This is a genomic window from Paenibacillus sp. GCM10027630 (assembly GCF_042676305.1).
Taxonomy (GTDB): Bacteria; Bacillota; Bacilli; order Paenibacillales; family NBRC-103111; genus Paenibacillus_S.
Genome location: NZ_JBHTGY010000095.1, coordinates 45016 through 65041 on the forward strand (window position 1 = coordinate 45016; position 20026 = coordinate 65041).

General features: G+C 40.5%; 18 protein-coding genes. All 18 read right to left on the minus strand.

The features are described from left to right. Positions 1-5 precede the first annotated feature (5 nt). The 18 genes from ACFQ0C_RS35415 to ACFQ0C_RS35500 all read right to left on the minus strand — a co-directional run bounded on the left by ACFQ0C_RS35415 (position 6) and on the right by ACFQ0C_RS35500 (position 20016). Entirely contained in the window at positions 6-1178 is a 1173-nt protein-coding gene (locus ACFQ0C_RS35415; protein WP_379374112.1) for a glycoside hydrolase family 88 protein, read from the minus strand. Between the two features lie 24 nt (positions 1179-1202). Then, positions 1203-2384, minus strand: coding sequence for a glycosyltransferase (locus ACFQ0C_RS35420; protein ID WP_379374114.1), 1182 nt, complete (start codon positions 2382-2384; stop codon positions 1203-1205). Between the two features lie 6 nt (positions 2385-2390). Beyond that, positions 2391-3587: a glycosyltransferase gene (locus tag ACFQ0C_RS35425; protein ID WP_379374116.1), complete on the minus strand. Its 1197-nt coding sequence runs from the start codon at positions 3585-3587 to the stop codon at positions 2391-2393. Positions 3588-3602: 15 nt separating this feature from the next. Beyond that, a complete protein-coding gene (locus ACFQ0C_RS35430; RefSeq protein WP_379374118.1) occupies positions 3603-4763 on the minus strand; it encodes a polysaccharide pyruvyl transferase family protein in 1161 nt (386 codons plus the stop codon). 1 nt (position 4764) lies between these two features. Beyond that, entirely contained in the window at positions 4765-5808 is a 1044-nt protein-coding gene (locus tag ACFQ0C_RS35435) for a glycosyltransferase (RefSeq protein WP_379374120.1), read from the minus strand. 2 nt (positions 5809-5810) lie between these two features. Beyond that, positions 5811-7037: a glycosyltransferase gene (locus ACFQ0C_RS35440; protein ID WP_379374122.1), complete on the minus strand. Its 1227-nt coding sequence runs from the start codon at positions 7035-7037 to the stop codon at positions 5811-5813. Between the two features lie 32 nt (positions 7038-7069). Beyond that, entirely contained in the window at positions 7070-7702 is a 633-nt protein-coding gene (locus tag ACFQ0C_RS35445; RefSeq protein ID WP_379374124.1) for an acyltransferase, read from the minus strand. Between the two features lie 25 nt (positions 7703-7727). Next, positions 7728-8462 carry a glycosyltransferase family 32 protein gene (locus ACFQ0C_RS35450; RefSeq protein ID WP_379374126.1) on the minus strand — a complete coding sequence of 245 codons (735 nt, stop codon included), beginning with the start codon at positions 8460-8462 and terminating at the stop codon, positions 7728-7730. 209 nt (positions 8463-8671) lie between these two features. After that, on the minus strand, positions 8672-9310 hold the full coding sequence (locus tag ACFQ0C_RS35455) for a NeuD/PglB/VioB family sugar acetyltransferase (RefSeq protein ID WP_258216932.1): 639 nt from the start codon (positions 9308-9310) through the stop codon (positions 8672-8674). 344 nt (positions 9311-9654) lie between these two features. Next, positions 9655-11472: an ABC transporter ATP-binding protein gene (locus ACFQ0C_RS35460; protein WP_379374128.1), complete on the minus strand. Its 1818-nt coding sequence runs from the start codon at positions 11470-11472 to the stop codon at positions 9655-9657. Positions 11473-11568: 96 nt separating this feature from the next. After that, positions 11569-12756 carry a nucleotidyltransferase domain-containing protein gene (locus tag ACFQ0C_RS35465; RefSeq protein ID WP_379374130.1) on the minus strand — a complete coding sequence of 396 codons (1188 nt, stop codon included), beginning with the start codon at positions 12754-12756 and terminating at the stop codon, positions 11569-11571. A 22-nt stretch (positions 12757-12778) separates the two neighbouring features. Beyond that, complete coding sequence (locus tag ACFQ0C_RS35470; RefSeq protein ID WP_379374132.1) at positions 12779-13234, minus strand: lasso peptide biosynthesis B2 protein; 456 nt, start codon at positions 13232-13234, stop codon at positions 12779-12781. A gap of 30 nt (positions 13235-13264) precedes the next feature. Then, on the minus strand, positions 13265-13573 hold the full coding sequence (locus ACFQ0C_RS35475; RefSeq protein ID WP_379374203.1) for a lasso peptide biosynthesis PqqD family chaperone: 309 nt from the start codon (positions 13571-13573) through the stop codon (positions 13265-13267). Beyond that, the gene (locus ACFQ0C_RS35480) at positions 13542-14498 is read right to left on the minus strand and encodes an HPr kinase/phosphorylase (RefSeq protein ID WP_379374134.1); all 957 of its coding nucleotides are present in this window, start codon (positions 14496-14498) and stop codon (positions 13542-13544) included. Before ACFQ0C_RS35480 ends, ACFQ0C_RS35475 begins: the two co-directional genes overlap by 32 nt. A 98-nt stretch (positions 14499-14596) precedes the next feature. Then, complete coding sequence (locus ACFQ0C_RS35485) at positions 14597-14752, minus strand: paeninodin family lasso peptide (RefSeq protein ID WP_258216927.1); 156 nt, start codon at positions 14750-14752, stop codon at positions 14597-14599. Between the two features lie 14 nt (positions 14753-14766). Beyond that, entirely contained in the window at positions 14767-16707 is a 1941-nt protein-coding gene (locus ACFQ0C_RS35490; RefSeq protein ID WP_379374136.1) for a lasso peptide isopeptide bond-forming cyclase, read from the minus strand. Positions 16708-16954: 247 nt separating this feature from the next. Continuing rightward, complete coding sequence (locus ACFQ0C_RS35495; RefSeq protein WP_379374138.1) at positions 16955-18679, minus strand: hypothetical protein; 1725 nt, start codon at positions 18677-18679, stop codon at positions 16955-16957. A 17-nt stretch (positions 18680-18696) separates the two neighbouring features. Then, positions 18697-20016: an efflux RND transporter periplasmic adaptor subunit gene (locus ACFQ0C_RS35500; protein WP_379374140.1), complete on the minus strand. Its 1320-nt coding sequence runs from the start codon at positions 20014-20016 to the stop codon at positions 18697-18699. Positions 20017-20026 lie beyond the last annotated feature (10 nt).

The following is a 20026-nucleotide window of genomic DNA, read 5'->3' on the forward strand; positions in this document are numbered from 1 at the left end:
CTAGATTATCTATTTTGATATAAATTTATTTGTCTGATACAGAAGCCCTGGGTAAAAGGAAGTATGTTAAACAACATGGAGTATACACCTATATCCTTCGTATCTCCCTGCGAGAAATCGACTTCTCCGTTCCGTCTGGTCACTCTCATCAAATATTGAATCGCTTTATCCGCACTTTCTAGACAAGGTGTTGCAATCTCCTCTATCTTGGCTGCATTTAACAAGAACCAGCCCAATGTCGCAGTAGTTGAAGAATCCGGCCTGCATTCACCCCTCGCAACCGTCCAGTTCCAATTGCCTTGATCCTGCTGAAACGCAATCGCTGCTTTGGCGAACCTCTTCACACTTTCCTCCATAACCGGTTTATATTCATGGTCTAAAGGCAGCTCATTCCATGCATCAATAAGGCCAATGGCGAACCAGCCAAGCCCTCTTCCCCACCCGTATAAGCCAAGTGGAGCTTTACTTTCGACTTGATAAGCATGGCTTGGAATATAATGCTGTTCCAGCATTCCGTATTCTTCGTACGCTTTAATTTGCTTGACAGCGAGCTCCACACATTCCTTCTTTTGATAGCGAATGCCGTAGGCAACTAAAAAAGGACAAATAAAACCAATAGTATCCACATATCTGTAGTTTTTCATAAATTTGCGATATTGTACGGTGCCTTCGTCTCCGATATGCTCTTGAATCATCTCCCAAGTGGAATCAAAGGCTTTTTTATAAAAATCGGGATTAATAAAGCCTAATGTAATTACGGCATAAGCAAGAATAGCTCCGTCTACTTCCTTAGGCAATTGGAGCCACTGCCCGGTCCGATCGAATTTTGAGCTCAAAAACTTCTTCAGCTCCCGTTCGACCTCCTGATCCTTATTCGTTTTTAAATACTCCGACAGACCTAGCAGCAAGGAGGCTTCTTGCCAATGCTGTATGGCGTGCTTCGTATAATTTCCCTTCAGCATATCGATGACAACCCATCGGGTATTGTCCGTCACCTTAATCTTAGGTGTTGTATTAAGCCACTTGGCGCCAATCCGAGTTATCGATTTATTCCATGCCTGTTTGTCCTGATACCTGCCAATATGAATTCGGTACAACCAATCTTTACCTAATGGAACCAGATCAATGAGAATAACCACACACACAATACCCAAAAGCAGAAGGCTTATGATTTGCATAACAAATAATCTTTCCTTTCTCGACTACTTGAATAACGCATATAATTTGTGAATCTCCGATTCCGTTCCCAGCTTTTCTTTGGATAAATTTGCTTTAAAATGCTCCCTTAACGGCTCATCGTCTATTAACGCTTTAATGCCTTCAAAAACCGATCTCGGATTCATTTCAACAATTAATCCATTCTCCTTATCATTGATTTGATCTTTGGCTGTATTAAAATTAGTTACAACTATGGGCTTATGCAATATTTTGGCTTCATCTACCGCTATAGACTTCCCTTCAAACCGCGAAGGCTGCACGTAAATATCGGCGGCTTTAATGTAAGGATATGGATTTTCCTTGTTTCCGAGCAAGTTGAAAATTCCTTGAAGGCCGTTATCCTCGATCAGCTGCTCAAGCTTGCCTCTCTCTTCACCTTCGCCAATTACATACCACTTTACATTGTAGCCATTCTGAACAAGCTCTCTGCAGGCTTCAATAGCAAGCGTAAAGCCTTTTTGATCATTGAGCCTGCCTACTGAAACCAATTTGATGGTATGATCGCTTATGTCCGTTTTTTCTAACGATAAATTATGGATGGCCGCAGGAGATACGATGTTGTACATAATTTTTACTTTGCGTTCATACATAGGAAATCTTTTTTTAAGAATATTACCGCATTCCTCAGATACCGTGACCAGATGATCCAATTGTTCGAAATAAGCTTGATCCAAGTACGGATCCATTCCAAGCTTGTCGTAGTCATTATGGATGAATCCTATTTTCTTGGTTGCTTTTACTTTATCAATGCAAAAATAGATGGGATTTTTCTCCAGATACCCCACAGCGATATCATAGCTTTGATCTATGTTTTTCAACGACTTCGATATGTATTTCCAAACCCTTTGCTGACATCGAACTCTCTTCTTTTCGGTTTTATAAATATAACCCGCACGAATTCTGGATAGAGCCATATTAACTCTGCCTCGTTTCAAGCAGTCTAACACGGCATGCTTTACAGGCATATCATAGTAACGGTACTCACGCTGTTCTTTCAACAAATTCACTTGGTCCGGAATTTTTCCCAGGAACAATCCTGTATGCTCGAACAAAAATAGATCAACCTCATATTCCGTATAATCCATCGTCTCTAATAAAGAGATAAGAGCCTTCTCTGCCCCGCCGCAGCTTAAATTATTAATAACAAAAAGCACTTTTTTCTTCATAGCTTCTCACCTGTTCAGAAGATTGTAGAACTTATGTATCTCTTCTTCCGTTCCTAATTTTAAACTCGCCAAGTTCAAGCTCAGCTTGCTTCTCAAGCTTGTATCATTAATCAGCTTCTCAATCCCTGCAGCCATAGCATCCGCATTCATATCGACAATGAGTCCATCCGTTCCATCATTAATCTGATCCTTCGCTGTATTGAAATTCGTAACTATAATCGGCTTGTGCAATATTTTGGCCTCATCGATAGCTATTGATTTTCCTTCAAATCTGGAGGTTTGAGCATAAATATCGGTTTGCTTCAAATAAGGGTAAGGATTCGTTTTTAAGCCCAGTAATTTAAAATGATTTTCCAATTGATTCTGCTCGATTAGCTGCGTCAGCTTTTCCCTTTCTTCGCCGTCGCCAATAATGTTCCACTTTATTTTGTAGCCACGATCAATCAGCTTCCTGCAAGCCTCAACCGCTATTTCAAAAGCTTTTTGATAATGCAGCCGACCGATGGAAAGAATGTTGAATTCATCATCCTTACGGTTGAATACATCGTTATTATCCTGATTGGCCATTTGATAGATCATCGTTGGCGAAACAATGTTATAAATAACCTTCACCTTATTTTCTTGATCGGGAAATCGTTTTTTGAGTATTTGGGCACATTCCTCTGATACCGTAACGATACTATCCATATGATCAAAATACTTGTGGTCAAATTGAGGATCCATACCGAGCTGATCATAATCAATATGCACCCAGCCTATTTTCTTGGCAGCATCTACCTTATCTACACAATAATAGCTTGCCGTCTTCTCCAGAAATCCAATGGCAACATCATATTTCTTCTCATTTTTAGTTAATGATTTAGCAAGGTATTTCCAATTGTACTGCTCTCTTTGGGAAACGTTAGAGATGTTTCTATGCCTCAAGGAAAACATCAACCGGTTATAGGCCAAGCTGACCTTTCCCTTCAGTAGAAGCTTCTTGACAGCTTGAAATAAAGGCAGAGTAAACAACTGAAAGTTTTCCGATATCGGGATAAGCCGCACTTCCTTCGGGATAAACTCCAGGAATAGGCCACTATGATACAATAAAAACAAGTCCACATTGTACAGAGTGTAATCGATCTTGCTCAGCAAGGTGACCAAGCTTTTCTCTCCACCGCCCGAGGTTAAGTTGGGCATAATAAACAGTAAATTTTTTTTCATCATATACCTCAATTTTTATTGAATTAGCTTATCTAAATACTCTACTGCTTTGTAGGACATTTTCTTAATATTAGGAATAGATTTTTGCAGCTTTCGTCTGATTTCCTTTTCCTCTCTTACCATTTCATCAAACTTGGATTTAAGCTTGCTGCTGTTCGATATTTCATCTATGCTTAATACCAATTTCTCTTCACCGAAAATATCTTTGGATATACCTTTGGACTTAACACTGTAGCCTAACACCATGGTTGGAACAAAGTTGGAGTAGGCTGCTATTGTCGCATGAGTTCGCGCACCTACAAAAAACCTCATTCGTGAGATATATCCCTTATATTGAATGGCATTTAAATGATTAGGCAAAAGAAGGACCCTGCTATTGGTTTTAAATTGCTCATAATAATTGTGAAGTATTTCATAGTCATTATTGCCGTCTTCCATAACATGTGGAGTCAGTGCGATCGTCATATTCGTAGTAGATAAAATATGGTTGATAAGGTCTTTAACCGCCGTTTGTGATTCCTTATTTCTTTTCCATACCAAGGGGCTAAAATTAAGACCTACCGTGTTCCCCGCCTGCCAGCCTTCCGGCAGCTCCAGCTCTTCCTTCTCCATGGTAAAAGCGGAATCCGCACAAAGCCTCACATTCTTTAAGCCTTTGCTTTTCAGCATAAGGTAGGTCAGGCTTTCACGCGCCAATATCAAATCAAACTGCTTAAGATCCTGAAGCTTCCTGTCCGACATGTCCTCTGGACCGATCGAGCACCCCCATAAGACAAGCTTTTTACCTTGGGCTTTCACCCGTCGATTGATCTCATACCAACCAGGCTGTTCTCCGTAGCAGTAATTATCCCCGCCTATCGATAAACATACATCCATGTTATGAATATGCTTAACAATATTGTTGTGGATTTTACCCAATGCATAAGTCTCGTCATTAAAAAGCTTCACTTTCACTGCAGAAAGTAACCACTCATACGAATATTTTTTAATCCCGCTAGCAGATCCATCGTAGATTCCATCGAGCTTGGAAATCATTTCATCGGTTTCAGGCTTCCCTGATGCCAGATAGACCTGAGCGCCATTTATTTTCTCTTTGATCAGACTCGTTGATGACCGTACAATAGCCTCACATCCTCTATTCAGGCTTCCGTCGTGCGCAAACATCATTATTTTCATTTCATCTGCCCCTTCCATCCCTGTTTCTAAGTCTGCTGTAAGCTGTAACGCAATATAATCCGACAGCAGATTGACTTCGGATCATGTCTGTTATTAATTTTTCATATCTCGCTGAAGTGCTGTAGCTTTCGCTGTAATAGACGGATAATGCATCTCTGACATATTTATTACTGATCATATTTTTGACATACGTATACCTTTGGTTGAAGCTGATCTCCTTGGACGGAATAAAATAAATATGAATGTACGACATTACGCTTCGTATAAGCTTGATGGACTTTAGCTGATAAAGCTTAACCCTATCGAGTTTACCTGTATGTATTTCTGGCAATTCCAGCTTGAACACTTCAAGCGCTCGTTCAAAATAATCCTTTTCCATCAAGTTTCTTGTTGCGCTTCCCGCTACTTCCCGGTAATAATAGCCTGAATAATCGATATATTTCATATTGAGGGCATAACTAAAAAAAAGCATGTTAAACATACCATCCTCGCCCAAAGCAACCTTCTCGGGAAAGGATAAGTTATGTTCTTTTATTATTTGTTGTCTGTAAATTTTATTACATGCGGTATTTAAATTATCCGTCTTGATGAAGTAGGGCAGCATCTCCTCTTCTATGTACGCTCGCGGAAGAACCACATTGTCAGGAAACAGATATTTGTAGCTTACCCTATGTCCATCTAGCTCACCTTCAAAATTGGAAATCACTACATCGCAATCGCCTTGTTTGGCCGCATTGTATAAGGTTTCATACATATCCGGTTTAATATAGTCGTCAGCATCTACGAATCCTGTATATTCTCCAGCAGCTATTTGCAGCCCCATATTCCTCGCTATGCTCACACCTTGATTTGCTTGATTGATCAGCTTAATTCTCGTGCTGCTGTTCCTATAGCTCTCGATAATTTGTCTGCTGTTATCCGTCGAACCATCATTGATAAATATGAATTCACATTCCTGCAGCGTCTGTTTCAATAGCGACTCTATACATTCGGAGATGTATGCATCCGCATTGTATACAGGAATTATTACACTGACCTTGTACATCGTTATATCACACCTTTGCTAAGCCTTACATCCTCCATGATTTCGTACAGCTTATCCAGCTCAAATGTATTGCTGTAGTCCTTATCTTTTATTCGATCCGTTAACTTTCTCCTTAATTCATCGTTTTCAACAAATTTCTGTATACCTTCAACAATTCCATCGACACTTAATTCACAAATGTACCCGTCCACACCATCTTCAACTTGACTTTTCGCTGTCGGGTAATTAGTTATCAGTATAGGCTTTCCTAATATTTGGGCCTCCGTAACAGTAACGGCTTTCCCCTCATATCTGGAAGGCTGCACATATAAATCACATGCCTGGATATATGGATACGGGTTGGTTTGCTTCCCCAACAGGATGAAGCTATCCTCCAATTTAAGCGTAGCTATTATTTGTTTCAGCTCATTCTCATACCCGCCATAACCAATGACATACCATTTAATATTCGTATACCCTTTAGCATGAAGCTTCTTCAAGGCCTCAACCGCCATATCAAAGCCTTTCACAAAGGACAATCGGCCCACAGATACAATATGAAAAGCCTCAGCTGTATTCTTAGGGATAGAGCTGGTCTCCGCAGCCATTTTTTTAATAAATGCAGGTGAAGTTATATTTTCCACCACTATCACTTTTTTTTCCAGGGAAGGATATACCGTCAGAAAGGCGCTGCTGCAAGCCTCCGAAACCGCCGCTATGGAATCAAACTTATTCCAAACATTCAAATCCAGTTTATTATCGATTTCCAGCTCACTGTAATCGGTATGAATCCAGGCAATTTTCTTATCCGCCGTTACTTTTTGAGCAATGAGGTCATGGGGCCATGCATAGCTGATGGCGAGATCATACTTCTGAGCGATTTTGGGCATCCAATAAGAGGTGTACTTGGAAACAAGCTGCATTTGAATATACCCGGAGCCTTCTTTCAAATTTCTGAACAAAGCTTTAATTTTGGCTATATATTTGCACATGACTCTTATGATCGAGGTCGAATAATGGCCTTCTTTAATACATTGAAGTATAGGCTTCCTATAAACCGTGTAGTTGTGGATTTGCGGCAGCACATGAACTTGCTTAGGTATTAGGCTCATGAAGTCACCTGCATGATTACAAATGAATAAATCGACCTTATACCTGTCATAATCAAAGCTTTCCAGCATGTTAATTAAGCTTCTTTCAATACCGCCAATTTCCATATCATAAACAGAAATTAAAATATTCTTCTTCATATTTTTCCCCTCTAGTTCATGTGGTGTTCTCCTTAGATAACCTCAGATAATGGTTGGGATACACCGTATGGTATGCATTTATTTTCTCTCTTGTTAAGAAAAAGCGTATTAGCGGGGACATTTCCCTTAACAACGCTCCCAGCTGCAATTACGGCATTATCCCCTATTGTGGTGTCCTTCAGAACAACTACATTGGAACCAATCCAAACATTCTCCCCAATTATGACCTCACCCATTATCAGGTGGCCATCTGCCGTATTTTTATAATTATGATCATGATCATTTATACACACGTTAGGAGCAATTTTGGTATTTCTGCCAATCCATACTTTATTCACACAATTAATGTTGCAGTTATCATTGATAAAAACCTTTTCCTCAATCGTGAGCTCCCCTTTAAAATCTACCCGGATGCTTGCATTTTTTCTTATAAAAACAAATTTCCCTATGTAGACTCTGGATTTCTTGTTAAAAATCTCAATTCTGCTATGGGCCTGAAGAGAGAATAAGGAGGATCGGATATTTTTGAAATACAGCAGCTTGAATAAGCAGCCTCTGACGAAGCCTATTACATGAGAAATATTCATAATTAAGGTTAAATAAACACCCCTTGTACGACATTCAGCCGCAAGTACCGACATTATTTTTTTCAATAGGTGTACCATGTTCATTCTCCTTAAAAAGCGGCATCTATATGTACTTCCTCAGTCTTGCAATATTGTCGCCACCAATAATTTTGGCTAATGCCAGCTTGACTCGGCTTTTCAATCTCGCTTTAGGCGGCAGCCAGCTTTTGTGAAAATGGTGCATAGCATAAGTGTCCGCAGTTATAAACTTTCTGCAGTTGATATAATCATAGGGAGAAAAGTAAGTTTGAGGATAAAATGCTGCTAAACCCTCTAATTCTTGATATTCTCCATTAGCTTTAACGCCTATGTTTTGAAGGATTTGGGTTATAATAGCCACATTCGTTAAGTCATCCTGTGTGCCATCATCCTTGATAAAAGCTTTTCGCTCATATGAATCTAAAAATGTCTTTATCAGTTGATTCCCTTTAGCCGCGCCTATCGTGCTTGTAGCCACATAATTCTCTTGCTCAAACCCCCAGAACGAATCATGATGCAATAAATCATCGAAGGGTTTGAATACCTCGACATCTGTATCCAGGTAAATTCCGCCAAAATGGTATAAGGCATATACTCTTACGTAATCACTGACAAATGCAAATTTCCTTGCTTCGTAAGCCTCTCTTACGTATGTAATAGAACTAATATCAAATTTATCTTCATTCCACTCGATGATTTCATAGTTCGATAAATTTTGCTTCCAGCTGTCCATACATCGTTTTACTATGTCAGGTTTTTCTTTCCCGCCAAACCAACAATAATGAAGAATTTTGTCGATTTTATCCTTACTCGCGTCCATAATAATGTCTCCTTCAGGAAGATTCTTGCTTTCTGTTTCCATTCTCAATACAATCGGCGCATTGTAATGCAACAGGAATATCTTTTTTATAGAAACCGGTTTTCATTATTCCGACAGCCAGTTTTTCATCAACCAACTTTTGGCATTTCATGCAATAAACCATTATCATGCCTAACATCACCACCTCATGATATACATACAGCCCCTCATCAATTCCTGACAGCTATCACCTTTTTTAGCATTGCAGGTACACCGGCTACCATAACATTATCGGGTACATTGCGAACAACAACCGCTCCTGCTGCAACAATAACATGACTGCCGATTCTAATATCATTAGCAATAGTCGAACCAACACATACCCAGCTGCATCGACCAATGTTTACTGTGCCGCTGACACGTGCTCCAGGAGAAACATGAATCCCATCCTCCAGAGTACAATCATGATCTATGCTTGCACACGTATTGATAATACAGCCTCTGCCTATAGTAGCATCTGTATTAATTACGGCCCCCGCCATTACGGCAGTGCCTTCACCTATGGAACTAAACTTGCTTACTATGCTTAACGGATGAATTAATGCAGGAATAATAAATCCGGAAATTCCGATCAGTTGCAGCCACATTAATCTTGTATGATTATGACCTATGGCTACAAAGGCATTATTGTAATCCTTGATATAAGAATCCAAATCTGTAAGCTTGCCAATCACAGGGAAACCCATCACTTCCTTGAGCTCGACCCTGTCATCCAGAAAAGCTATCCTCTCCCATTTACCCATCAATACAGCGATCTCGGCAATAACCTTACCAAGTCCCCCAGCACCAAGTATTAATAATCCCGACATCCTTTAACCACCTATTCTCAAATGTTACTGTTTGATTAAAGTTCTTAACTACAGGGTCTTTATCAAAAATCACATAGTTAAAAACTTTAAAGCAGGGCATCTAACCCTCCCTCACACCACACTACCGACGACTGGCGTCTAAGGTTTATTTCAACCCACAGCATGATCGAGTGCCTCCATCGATAATGGTTAGGAGACATCACCAAAATATAATTAACTCCATCATATGTCGTTCTATATATAGAACGATGATGCAAAAATTTTTTCCACTGAACTATATTTCGCTGCTTACAATCTTATATTAGTTCTTTATAGAGAACGTGTCAATACAATATTTCCCATCATTATCTTAAAGAAATGACTTTTGAATCCCTCATTTGATTTCCCAGTAAGCTTGAAAATAATCCTTCCTTTTCCTTCGCCAGTTGGTTAAACGCACCCTTTTGAATAATTTTCCCTTGATCCAATACAATTACTTGATCCGCATTACGAACAGTAGACAAACGGTGGGCTATCACGATAATGGTCATCGTTCCTCTAAGCTTATCCAGTGCACCTTGGATTTTTGTTTCATTCTCCGTATCAAGCGCACTTGTTGCTTCATCCAACACCAGAATGGCTGGCTTCCTTAATATGGCCCGAGCTAGAACAAGCCTCTGTCGTTCCCCTCCAGAAAGTCTTATTCCTCTATCTCCAATTAGAGTATCCATGCCGAATGGAAGTCTGCCTACAAATTCAGCCGCAGCAGCAAATTCCAACGCTTCCCACATTTGTGCTTCAGTTGCATCAGGTTCAATGATTTGCATGTTTTCTTTAATACTTCCATTAAATAAGAAGGGATCCTGTGGAATATAGCTGATGGATCTTCTTAACGATAATAAGTTATCCCGGTTGAGAGGTGCTCCATCTATTAAAACCATTCCGCTTTCCGGCTTCAATAACCCCATAATGATATCAATTAAAGTGCTTTTACCTGCACCCGAACGGCCTACGATAGCTGTCATGCAATTGGCCGGGATCTGTAAACTAATATCTTGGAGAGAGTAAGTGGCTACACTGGGATTATACCGAAAATGCACTTTACTGCATTCTAGCCCATGCTTAATTTGAATCGGCTTAACCTTATTGTTGCTGTGGTTTATATTCTCCAACTCTCTTGCACTATTACATTCCTTCTGTAAACCAATCAAAGCATTAAAGGCAGCGCTGCAAGAAGCAATCTCCTCCAAATTAGATTGTATGCTCGTAAATCTGGGCCATAGCCGGGAAAAGATGAGAATAATCAGTATCAGTTGTTCTAATTGGGAGTGAAACATAGTCACAGAGAAGAAAATAAAGCCGGCAACGATGATAGCCATGGAAATCTTATAAAAAAGCTGACTATTGGATTTTAATTTAAAATTTTCTATTCTTTCTTGTTCAATCTGGCGGCACCATGAAAGCAGCCAATGATAGCGGGATTCTTCCAGCATATTGCTTTTTATATCTTTAATTCCGTTAAAGTGTTCCGTAATTCCCGCAAGGTAGCTTTGCGATAGCTCGGATGTTTGATTTCCTAGAACATTGGATCTTTTAATGTATTTTCTGGAAAAGAGGGCAAGCAATAAACCACAGCCTAATACAAAAAGGGTTAAACTTGAAGAAAGCCAGAAAGCAATACCTATCTGGATGAATGTAAAAATCAGCGAAGCAATGAATTGCAGCAGCATACGCAGCCCGCCACCAACACGCCCTAGCTCTGTTGTTAATGAATTAATAAGATCGGATTTTCTCTTTTTGATAAAAAAATCCCAATTAGCCTGCAGCAATGAGCGATATGTTTCTAATCTTAAGTGGTTAAGAAAACCGGTATGGATCTTAACCTCTCGAATAGTAAGATTTCGCTGCAGCAGAGTTTGGCTTACAGCCAATAAGGTATATAAACCTAACACAAGAGGTAGCCCCCATGCCTTAGGGATGGTTTGCAGGAAGTCGAAAAGCCCCCAAATTGGATTGGCTCCAGCCGTTACATTTAGAAAGCCGCTCATACTAAGCAGAGGAAATAATAAAAAGATTCCTATACCCTCAAGTAAGCTGATAATAACCATACCTAAGAGATTTATGTAAAGAATGGTTCCTGCATAACGGTGTAATTTCTTTGTAAGATATAAGATATGCTTCATTTCCTTGAATCCTCCTAAAAGTTACGCTTTAGCGAAACTTTGCATCGCAAGCATTAACTGAACTTTCCTTAAGAAAGTTAACTTCGTAAGCCTTCTCTATGGTAATGCGTACTTCCTCGTCTTCCTCCAAGCCCATAGAATGGGACGCAGCGGAAAATACAAGAAATGAAATGCTTTGGGCAGCGGCAACGTTTGGGCATCCTCAGGATAAGGATAAAAAAAACTCATAACAAATAAAATTTTGTTTTGAAAAGACATCAGGGAAAATAGATGACGCTTGTGATAATCGGATACATGCTGCGGTACAGGAATCGTATGTAGATTGATCATTTCTTTCAAATAAAATATAGCATCCTGAGCCAGCCTCATGGAATTACTCGCTGCTAGCAGTGGCTTCATTTCTGTGATAATAGGAGTGTTCAGAAGCTGAGATGCAAGTATAATCGTTTGACCTCCTACATGCAGGCATTTATATTGCTGCATAAGGCAATTGATCTTTCCCCAATCAAGCTTTTGTTTCGCAATGCGATCCATATCGGCTAACCAACGAAGACGTGACCATCCGTGCCGCGCTCCATGAGAAGCAAGGTAAAAGAATAAGTCCTCTTTACCCAAGAAATAGACGGGGAAGCTCGTTAGCGGGCTCAGCCTTTTCCTTTCCCACAATTCATGAAAGCTCGGCTCCTTCGCAGGCCCTGGATTTAATCTCCAATGTATTTCAACGGTTACACCTTTGACTGGGTGAATAAAGGTGATATGATGATGCCTCCATCTCCAGTCATTCAAGATTGTAGAGAATTCCACAAGCTTGTCATAACCCAGCTTTAAGAGTAATTCTTCGGCGTTATCCAAATCATCTATTGGAATCAGAATGTCCAGATCTCTGGATGTTCGAAGAGATACATCCCCATAAAGATCTTGAGAAAGAATAGGGCCCTTCAGAACCAGTGATTGAATCTTATGTTCAGTAAATAGCTTGGATAGCTGTTCCATTTCCCCGCTTAGATGGAGCATCTGAAATGTACTTTTTTGATAGTCCATACGTAAAGCTTCGACAACACTAGAGGGGATCCAGCTCTTATCTGCCCCTTTTAACGTCGTATAAACAATAGGATGCACTCGATGATGCCTGGCTAATTGTAGAAATTGGCCCCAATCTATATCTTCAAACAACTTTTTATTGTTAAGAAGCACTTCTTCGTCATTTTCCATTTTCATAAGAAACAGCAGCAGCTTTAACTCTTTGGTGAGAACCGTCAAGTTGAGATTATAATTGTTAACCATCGTATTCTCCTTGATCTACTTATTAATTGCCTATCCTTCTGGCAAATGTACCCACAACTGTAAACCTCTCCATTCCTTCTACCCCTGTAACTATAAAGGAGCCACTGCGGAGCCATGCATGAGCAATCATTTTCCCTGACTCCTCCTTGGCCGTCCCTAGGTAAAGCGTGCTTTCTATCCCACGCCGCTGCAGCATTCTCATGCCTGCAAAAGCTCTAACTAAACATTTGCTGTCCCAAAAAGTATGATTGCTTATTGTATGAATCGCATAATGGACATTTTTTAGAGCATCCTTGTTCTTATCATTCGTTGCTTGGGGTGTTTCCTCCAAATGTGAGCCTAATGAAGGTGCAATCTTCTTGAATGGCTGATATACAAGATATCGCGCCCAGCCCAAATAAATAAATGCCTCAATAAATAGAAGCATTGTTCGCCAATCCAGCGAGAAAAATTTTCTTAGTTTTACCGCTAATCTCATATCTTTCACCACTCTTCAACCTTCAGAAGACTACCGGTTGACCTCATCTCCCAATTGGATTAAATTCTCTCTGCGTACTGTCTCTAAGAAAGAAATAACTTGCCCCTCACATGTAGCTTGGTCTACATCATACTCGGCTACCAAGGTTGAGACGAGTTGATTGACTGAAATAGGCTCCTTCATGAGATCCCATATAACTCCGCCCATTTCACCTAAATTGTAATATTTTCCGTTTTGAACACTCAGCATCACTTTTTCTCCACCCATGTTACTTACAATATTCCCACTGCCTTGTACAATGAGATCATCAAGCGAAATGCCTTGGTTTTTGATCATGATATATGCCTCCATCTAAGGTATCTTGAATGATAGCTGCTAATTGAGGAGCCGAAAAGCCAGATGCCGGTCGACTTAATTGGAATATTTCGATGTGATTAATAATAGTGGCGGAGGTATTAAAATGCCATTCCATTAAGCCCAACCCTGGAACAAGGAAATTACGATACGTATGACAGAAGAGAGTCTGAAAACGTTCGAGCTTGTCGATCTGACGGATACCAATCTTGGAATTCTCCGTTTTTACCAGCTCATAAATACCTGCAAGCGGTAAAGGCTCCATACAGTACTTAGAGGTTACCGGAACACAATATTTGCTTTCCCTGCCATATATAGATCGATATTGACTTGTTTCCATACCGAAATTACTTAAGCTTTCCTGCCATAGCTTTTGCTGAGGATAGGCCGGAGTAACATAAGGAATCTGGTCTGGTGAGAAGGAGATAGCTATTACATCATCAGTTAAAAGCTGAAAGCCTTGATTTAAGAATGTGGCTGCAAGTGTTGATTTGCCAGCACCTGATTCACCGGTAATGGCATATGCCTTCCCATCAATCGCGACTGCACTTCCATGTAAAGGCAATATTCTTCTTTGCATCAATAAAGCACCCATACATGTTCCAAGTAGGTATAAACGAACGATTTCTTCATCATAACCGGCCTTAGGTGTCACGATAATTTTATTGCCGCCATGAATGGAAAATAGAGCAATGTCAGGCACTTCAAACATGACCAGGTTTTCTCTAATTACAAACCTGCTAGATGGTGAGCATAACTCCTGCCAAAGCCTGGATACATCATCAACTTCTATATTAAGATCTGCTGCTTCGTTACTCTCTGGCTGAAGAGGTAATTCCGGCAAAGATATCTCACTGCGCAAAGTTAATCCAAAGGCTTTGTACACCACATTATTCATAGTATCCAGCAATAATCTCACTCCAAATAATTAACAAGTTTTTTAAAATAAAGCCCTTATACAAATTCATTTTGTATAAGGGCGACGGGCCATACGAATCTCATTTAAAACTAAGAGCCATGATGAGTGTTTGTTTGACCTTCTTCACCCAGAGCCTCATTATAGCCCTCATCGTATTTACCGATGTGTGCACTTGCCATGGTCTGATCAACATTAAGTACGTCCAACACTGGAGCTTGCCATTTTTTCTTTTCATTCATTAACATTTTATCACCTCCCCTCAAGTAACTTTTTTAAGAAACCTGTACAGAATTAAACAATACATCGATATTTGATAACCTGAATCGAACGAATATTCATGCTGTGGGCCTGACTTAAGCTTGTTAATGGCTTCCCTGAGAACCGGCATGTTAACTAGTTCGGCAACGGTTCGATCTGTGCTGATTTGTTCAAGCTCCTCTACAAATGCATTCCATTCGGGTGTCATCCGGTGAACGCAATCTGCTCCTTGTACCCCTCGTACACCTTGATTTAACCGAACTTTATCCGGCAGCCAATCTTTAGTCGATCTTCTGACTAATGCCCGATCCAAACCATTCTGTACATACTGCTCTTCCGGTACTGACAAGCAAAAGCGAATCACTCGTATATCATTGGTTGGATCACGTTTCCATAAAGAATAACGCAAGGATAATTTGGTACCCAATGTGCCTGTAGCATTCCACGGGTATATTTCTTCAAAATGTCTTTGTCTTGCTCTATAAATATTGTTATCAAAAGGAGCGCCTGTTGCATGAATTCCGTGCTCTTTAAGCCTATTTAAGACATCTGTTCTTTTGGCCAATTCAGAATTTATTAACATTGGAAGACGATACTGCTCCTCAGATGAGAACGTTGTACTAATGTTTGGGAATGCAAGCTTGCCGATGACTGGCAGCATTCTCAGCCTGTTCCCTCCCCTATGCTTGCTATATTGATTCAATTCCTGGTACAGGCGAATCCACTTCAGCTTCTTTAACAGAACTGCGTAATAATTCAATGCGGAACCCCAAGAAATACTTAAGTTCCCTCTACCACCGTTTAATAACACACCAACATCCTGTTCCTTAGCCTTTTCGAAAATACCCTTGATCCAATTGGAGTTTGCAAAAAACTTATAAGGCATTTCCATCGTTTCAAGCCAATCCGTAATTTCTGACAGAGGACTTGTTCCTGCAAAGTCCTCATAATGGTCGGTTATATTCCCGACATATTGCACCGTGGATTCTATATAAGGCCTTTCGTTAGCTACTAAGTACTTAGGCGTCCAATCTATGAAATCTTTGGCCGGTACGTAACTGAACGAATGCAATCGTTTATTCTCATTTTGCAGAGCTCTTGCTGCGAAGCTCACAACAGCACCCGAATCTAAACCGCCGCTTAGGTGTGCACCAACGTTCCGGTGAGTTCGCAGCCTTGCTGCTACTGCACTTTGAAATACATCACGAAATGCTTCTTCATACTCATGATTCGATTTCAGCTGTAAAGGCTCCCCCACTTTCAATATCACATATCTCGAAAGCTTCACTCTTCCCCCACTTACTGTGATGCTATGAGAAGGAGGTACTTGTTGTATATGGGCAAACACCGTTATAGATGTATCCACGGCTTCATTCATGCCAGGCACTGCCAGAAATTCCGCGAGCCAATGTTCATTAAGCTTTTTTTCGATGCCCGGTAAAGTAAACAAGGGTTGTATCAAGGTAGAGAAAGCAAATCGCTCATTATTCCAGTAATAATAGAGTGTTCGGCTTCCTGAAAAGTCTCTTGCTCCAAACAGTTGATTATTGCCTTCATCCCAAATCATAAATGCAAACTCGCCTACTAAATATTTAGGGGCATCTTCTCCCCACTTACGATAAGCAAGCAATATCAATTCACTGTCAGACATCTTTCTTCTCTTGGCATACTCTACTTGCAGTAATCCAAATAACTCATCTCGGTTATCGATTATCGCATCAGCAGTGATCGCAAGCCGCCTATCTGAATCATAATAAGGTAATCGTTCATCAAGCGATTCCGGCGTAATGCACTGAGCGTGGCAGCCAAGAAAGATATTATCCTTATACCAGGTATGCACATAATCAGCTGGGTATTTGTGAAAGGCCTTCATTAAATCGATACCTTGCTCTATCGGTATGGAGGCATGATTGAAATGATGTATCCCGGTTATTGCACTCATTGGTTCCTCCCAAGTTTACACTCAAGCCGTTCTTATCAGAGAACGATTCATTAAAAATAAAAAGCACTTCAACGTAATTTTATGTTTTCGGAAGGAGATTTTGCTTATGAAACCGTGTTTTTAAAGTTAACAATTTGTTCTTTATTGAGAACATTTTCAGAATACCATTTAACTTTTATACTGTCAACCATTCGTTCAACTATTTTTAAAAGCTAAGGTCGAAACAGTCCGTTCCGACCTTTTTTCCCTATTGCTTCAAGGTTTTTACCAGCCTTTTGGCTTCGCCAAACGGAGTTTCGATCGTTTCATAAATACGAGCGGTAAGCGGAAATTCAAACTGCTCCGTGCGCAGACTATTAAAGTTAACGGTTTGCCATCCACTAACAAGACGGCCGGTACTCGTGAAAGGAAGAGACTCCGAGCTCAATATTCTATCAAGAGAATCGACAAGCTCTATTTTCATTTTAGAAAAATTTTGATCCACAACGATATTATCTTGACGTTCAACTTCCAGCTCGAGCCTCAGCTTGTAGGAGTAAGTTAAATTCCCCGGTATAATTTGTGATCCAATGGTCCAATCTTTAAGATTCACATTGAAGGGATAGAAAACAAGCTTCGAATCAGAATCATTATTTTGAATTTTTGTACGAAAAGAAGCAATAGGAATGTTGAAAGGAGCAGCCTTTTGCCCATCCATAATTCTCATTCCCAGTCTGTCGCCTTTTTCAGAATTGGGTACGTTAAAGGAGTAGCTGATTATATAGCTTAGATTCGGTATCAAAGTTTGTGCAGCCGCATTTTGTCGGCTGCCGACATAGCTGAACCCGTCAGCGCTCATCAACTCCGCCTGGAAATTAGGGACAGGAAGCGGACTTTCACCGCTGTTGTTCAGTTTAAATTTGGCAATGACCGTTTTATAGCCATCCCCTTCGCTTTGATGCATGTGCAGCTCAACCAGAGAAACGCTTACCTCAGGTTGAATTAGACTATTTAACGGGTCAAAGCGGATAGGCATATTCGTATCATAGGCTTCCAATTGATCAATCCAGCCTAATGCAATGCCGTTATTGGGCAGTTGGATATTCAATCGGCCAATTGTGTAATTGATCTTGGTTTGATTGCTCCCGACAAACTCCTCTGGAGTAAGAACATTCAGGCTTTTCAAATCAATTTTGTTTTCTGTCGGAATGGCAAAATGAATATTTTTCTTTTCCCCTGGCTCAAGGGCAAGCGGCTCCACATCTATTCTCTTCCCCTTATATACCTTCGAATCCGTCTTTCCGTCCAGGCTAAAATCAGGTACGGTTTCCTTCATTTTACCCTTGTTTTCAGCAAGTAGAACTACAAGGGATACAGGTCCCTGCGTCGTATTTTGTTTAATTAGATTAACTGGGGTAAATACCAGAGAGGATGATAATATATCCACTGTAAAGGGCTCTTCCCACTTTTTAATAACTTCAGGATCAGTAAATACCGAGCTCGCGCCACGCCATTCATTAACGGATACAGGTATGGATAACATTAATTTCTCAATCTGAGGATACTCGAATTCATCCAGATCGACCCAAGAAAGCTCAGAGAGTGAAAAGACATCACTGCGTTCCACTGTGATCATGTAGCTTAACTCCACTTTTTCCTTAGGTTGAATAGCTACTGCGTTCGCTGCGCTTGGACGTAGAATGTATTCCACGCCATTATCCGTTTTCACTCTTACTTCATATTCAGGGACTCTAACCACTTTTGACCCATAATTATACAGACGTACGACTGCCCCAACTCTTGTTCCAACTGAAACGCGTTCATTAAGAATGCTTTTGACATCCACCTTGATATCATCCGTCAATTTGTACATTAAGGGTGTTATTGATTTCGAAGACTCACCTTGCGCTATAGCAGTAAAAGGAGCAGCCGCTGCCAGCAATAAGATTGAAATAATAAGTAAAGCCATATACTTTTTAAAGTTATTTTTCACGTGGCGTTCCTCCATTGTTATTTTTGCCCTTCTGAAGGAGCCGATTGTACTTTATCTTTATCTTTCAATTGATTTTGACCCGATATTATGAGCTGCTCTCCTTCTTTGATGCCGGATAGCACTTCCTGCAGCGGTTCGTTTATCCGGCCAAGCTGTACATTGCGCTTCTCAACAGTATCTCTGGCGAGTACAAATACAAAGTTGTCCTCCCCTTCTTTAACAACACTCTGGGTTGGAATTACAACAACTATTTGTTCTTGTTCCTCGGTAAGCTGAACACGTAATTTCATACCTGGTTTTAAGCCGGCATCCTTATTCGGTACCTCCAAATTTAATTCATATGCTTTGGTTTGCGGGTCAATAACAGGTGCCAGATAGCTTATTTCACCTTTATTTTTTTTGGATATTCCCGGTAAATAATAAGTTAATTCTTTTTTGCCACGCACATATTTGGTTGCATCCTCATTAAGCTGAGCTTTAATCTTTATCGGATCGAGCTTCTGAATTAATCCTACGCTTGAGCCGGTTGGCACCGTCATGCCAATATCTAACGGCATCTCAGTCAACGCGCCGCTTACCGGAGCCTTTACTTCCAAGTATTCCAACGCCTGCTCAGCCTGCTGAAGCTCTAATTGAGCTTCTTTAAGCTCTACTTCGGAAACTGGCGCTGGGTCGATCGTCACTGCCGTTTTTTGCTTTTGTTTGAGCAGATCCAAATCCATCTGGTTGTTTTTCAGCAGTGTTTGCGCTTGATTGACTTGCGCTTTAGTAGCCAGACCTTTATCGTAATCATTTTTCATTTTATTAAGGTTTCTCTTCTGGTCTTCAAGTCCTTGCTCCATTTTTAAGATGGAGTTGTAAAGTTCAAGCTTATTATTCTCTTGGGATTTTCTTGCCTGCTCCTGCTCTTTCTTCGCTCTAACCATCGAATCCTGCAAATTTTTGACCAACATAGTTGCTTTTTCTTTACGCAAATTGGCATCGGAAGACTTTAAACGAAGAATGACGTCCCCTGCTTGCACTAACTCACCGCGCTTCCTCACAATTTCATCCACGTCTCCACCTGTCTTGGCATTAACCACAACTTGAACGGAGGATAACACCTCTGCACTTAGCTCTACCGGGTCCCCGATTCTTTGCTTGGAAACTACGGCTGTCTTAACCGATTTAATTAATGGTCCTTGAGCACTTGTCTGATCCTGCGGGGCCAAAGTGCGTCCAGGCGTCAATACCTCCATAGCCGTACAACCAGCAATCATTACAAAGCTGAGCGCCATTACGCCAACCTTCATCACATTGCGTTGAACGATACGCGGCTTCAATCTTTTTTTCTTCATAAGGAATACC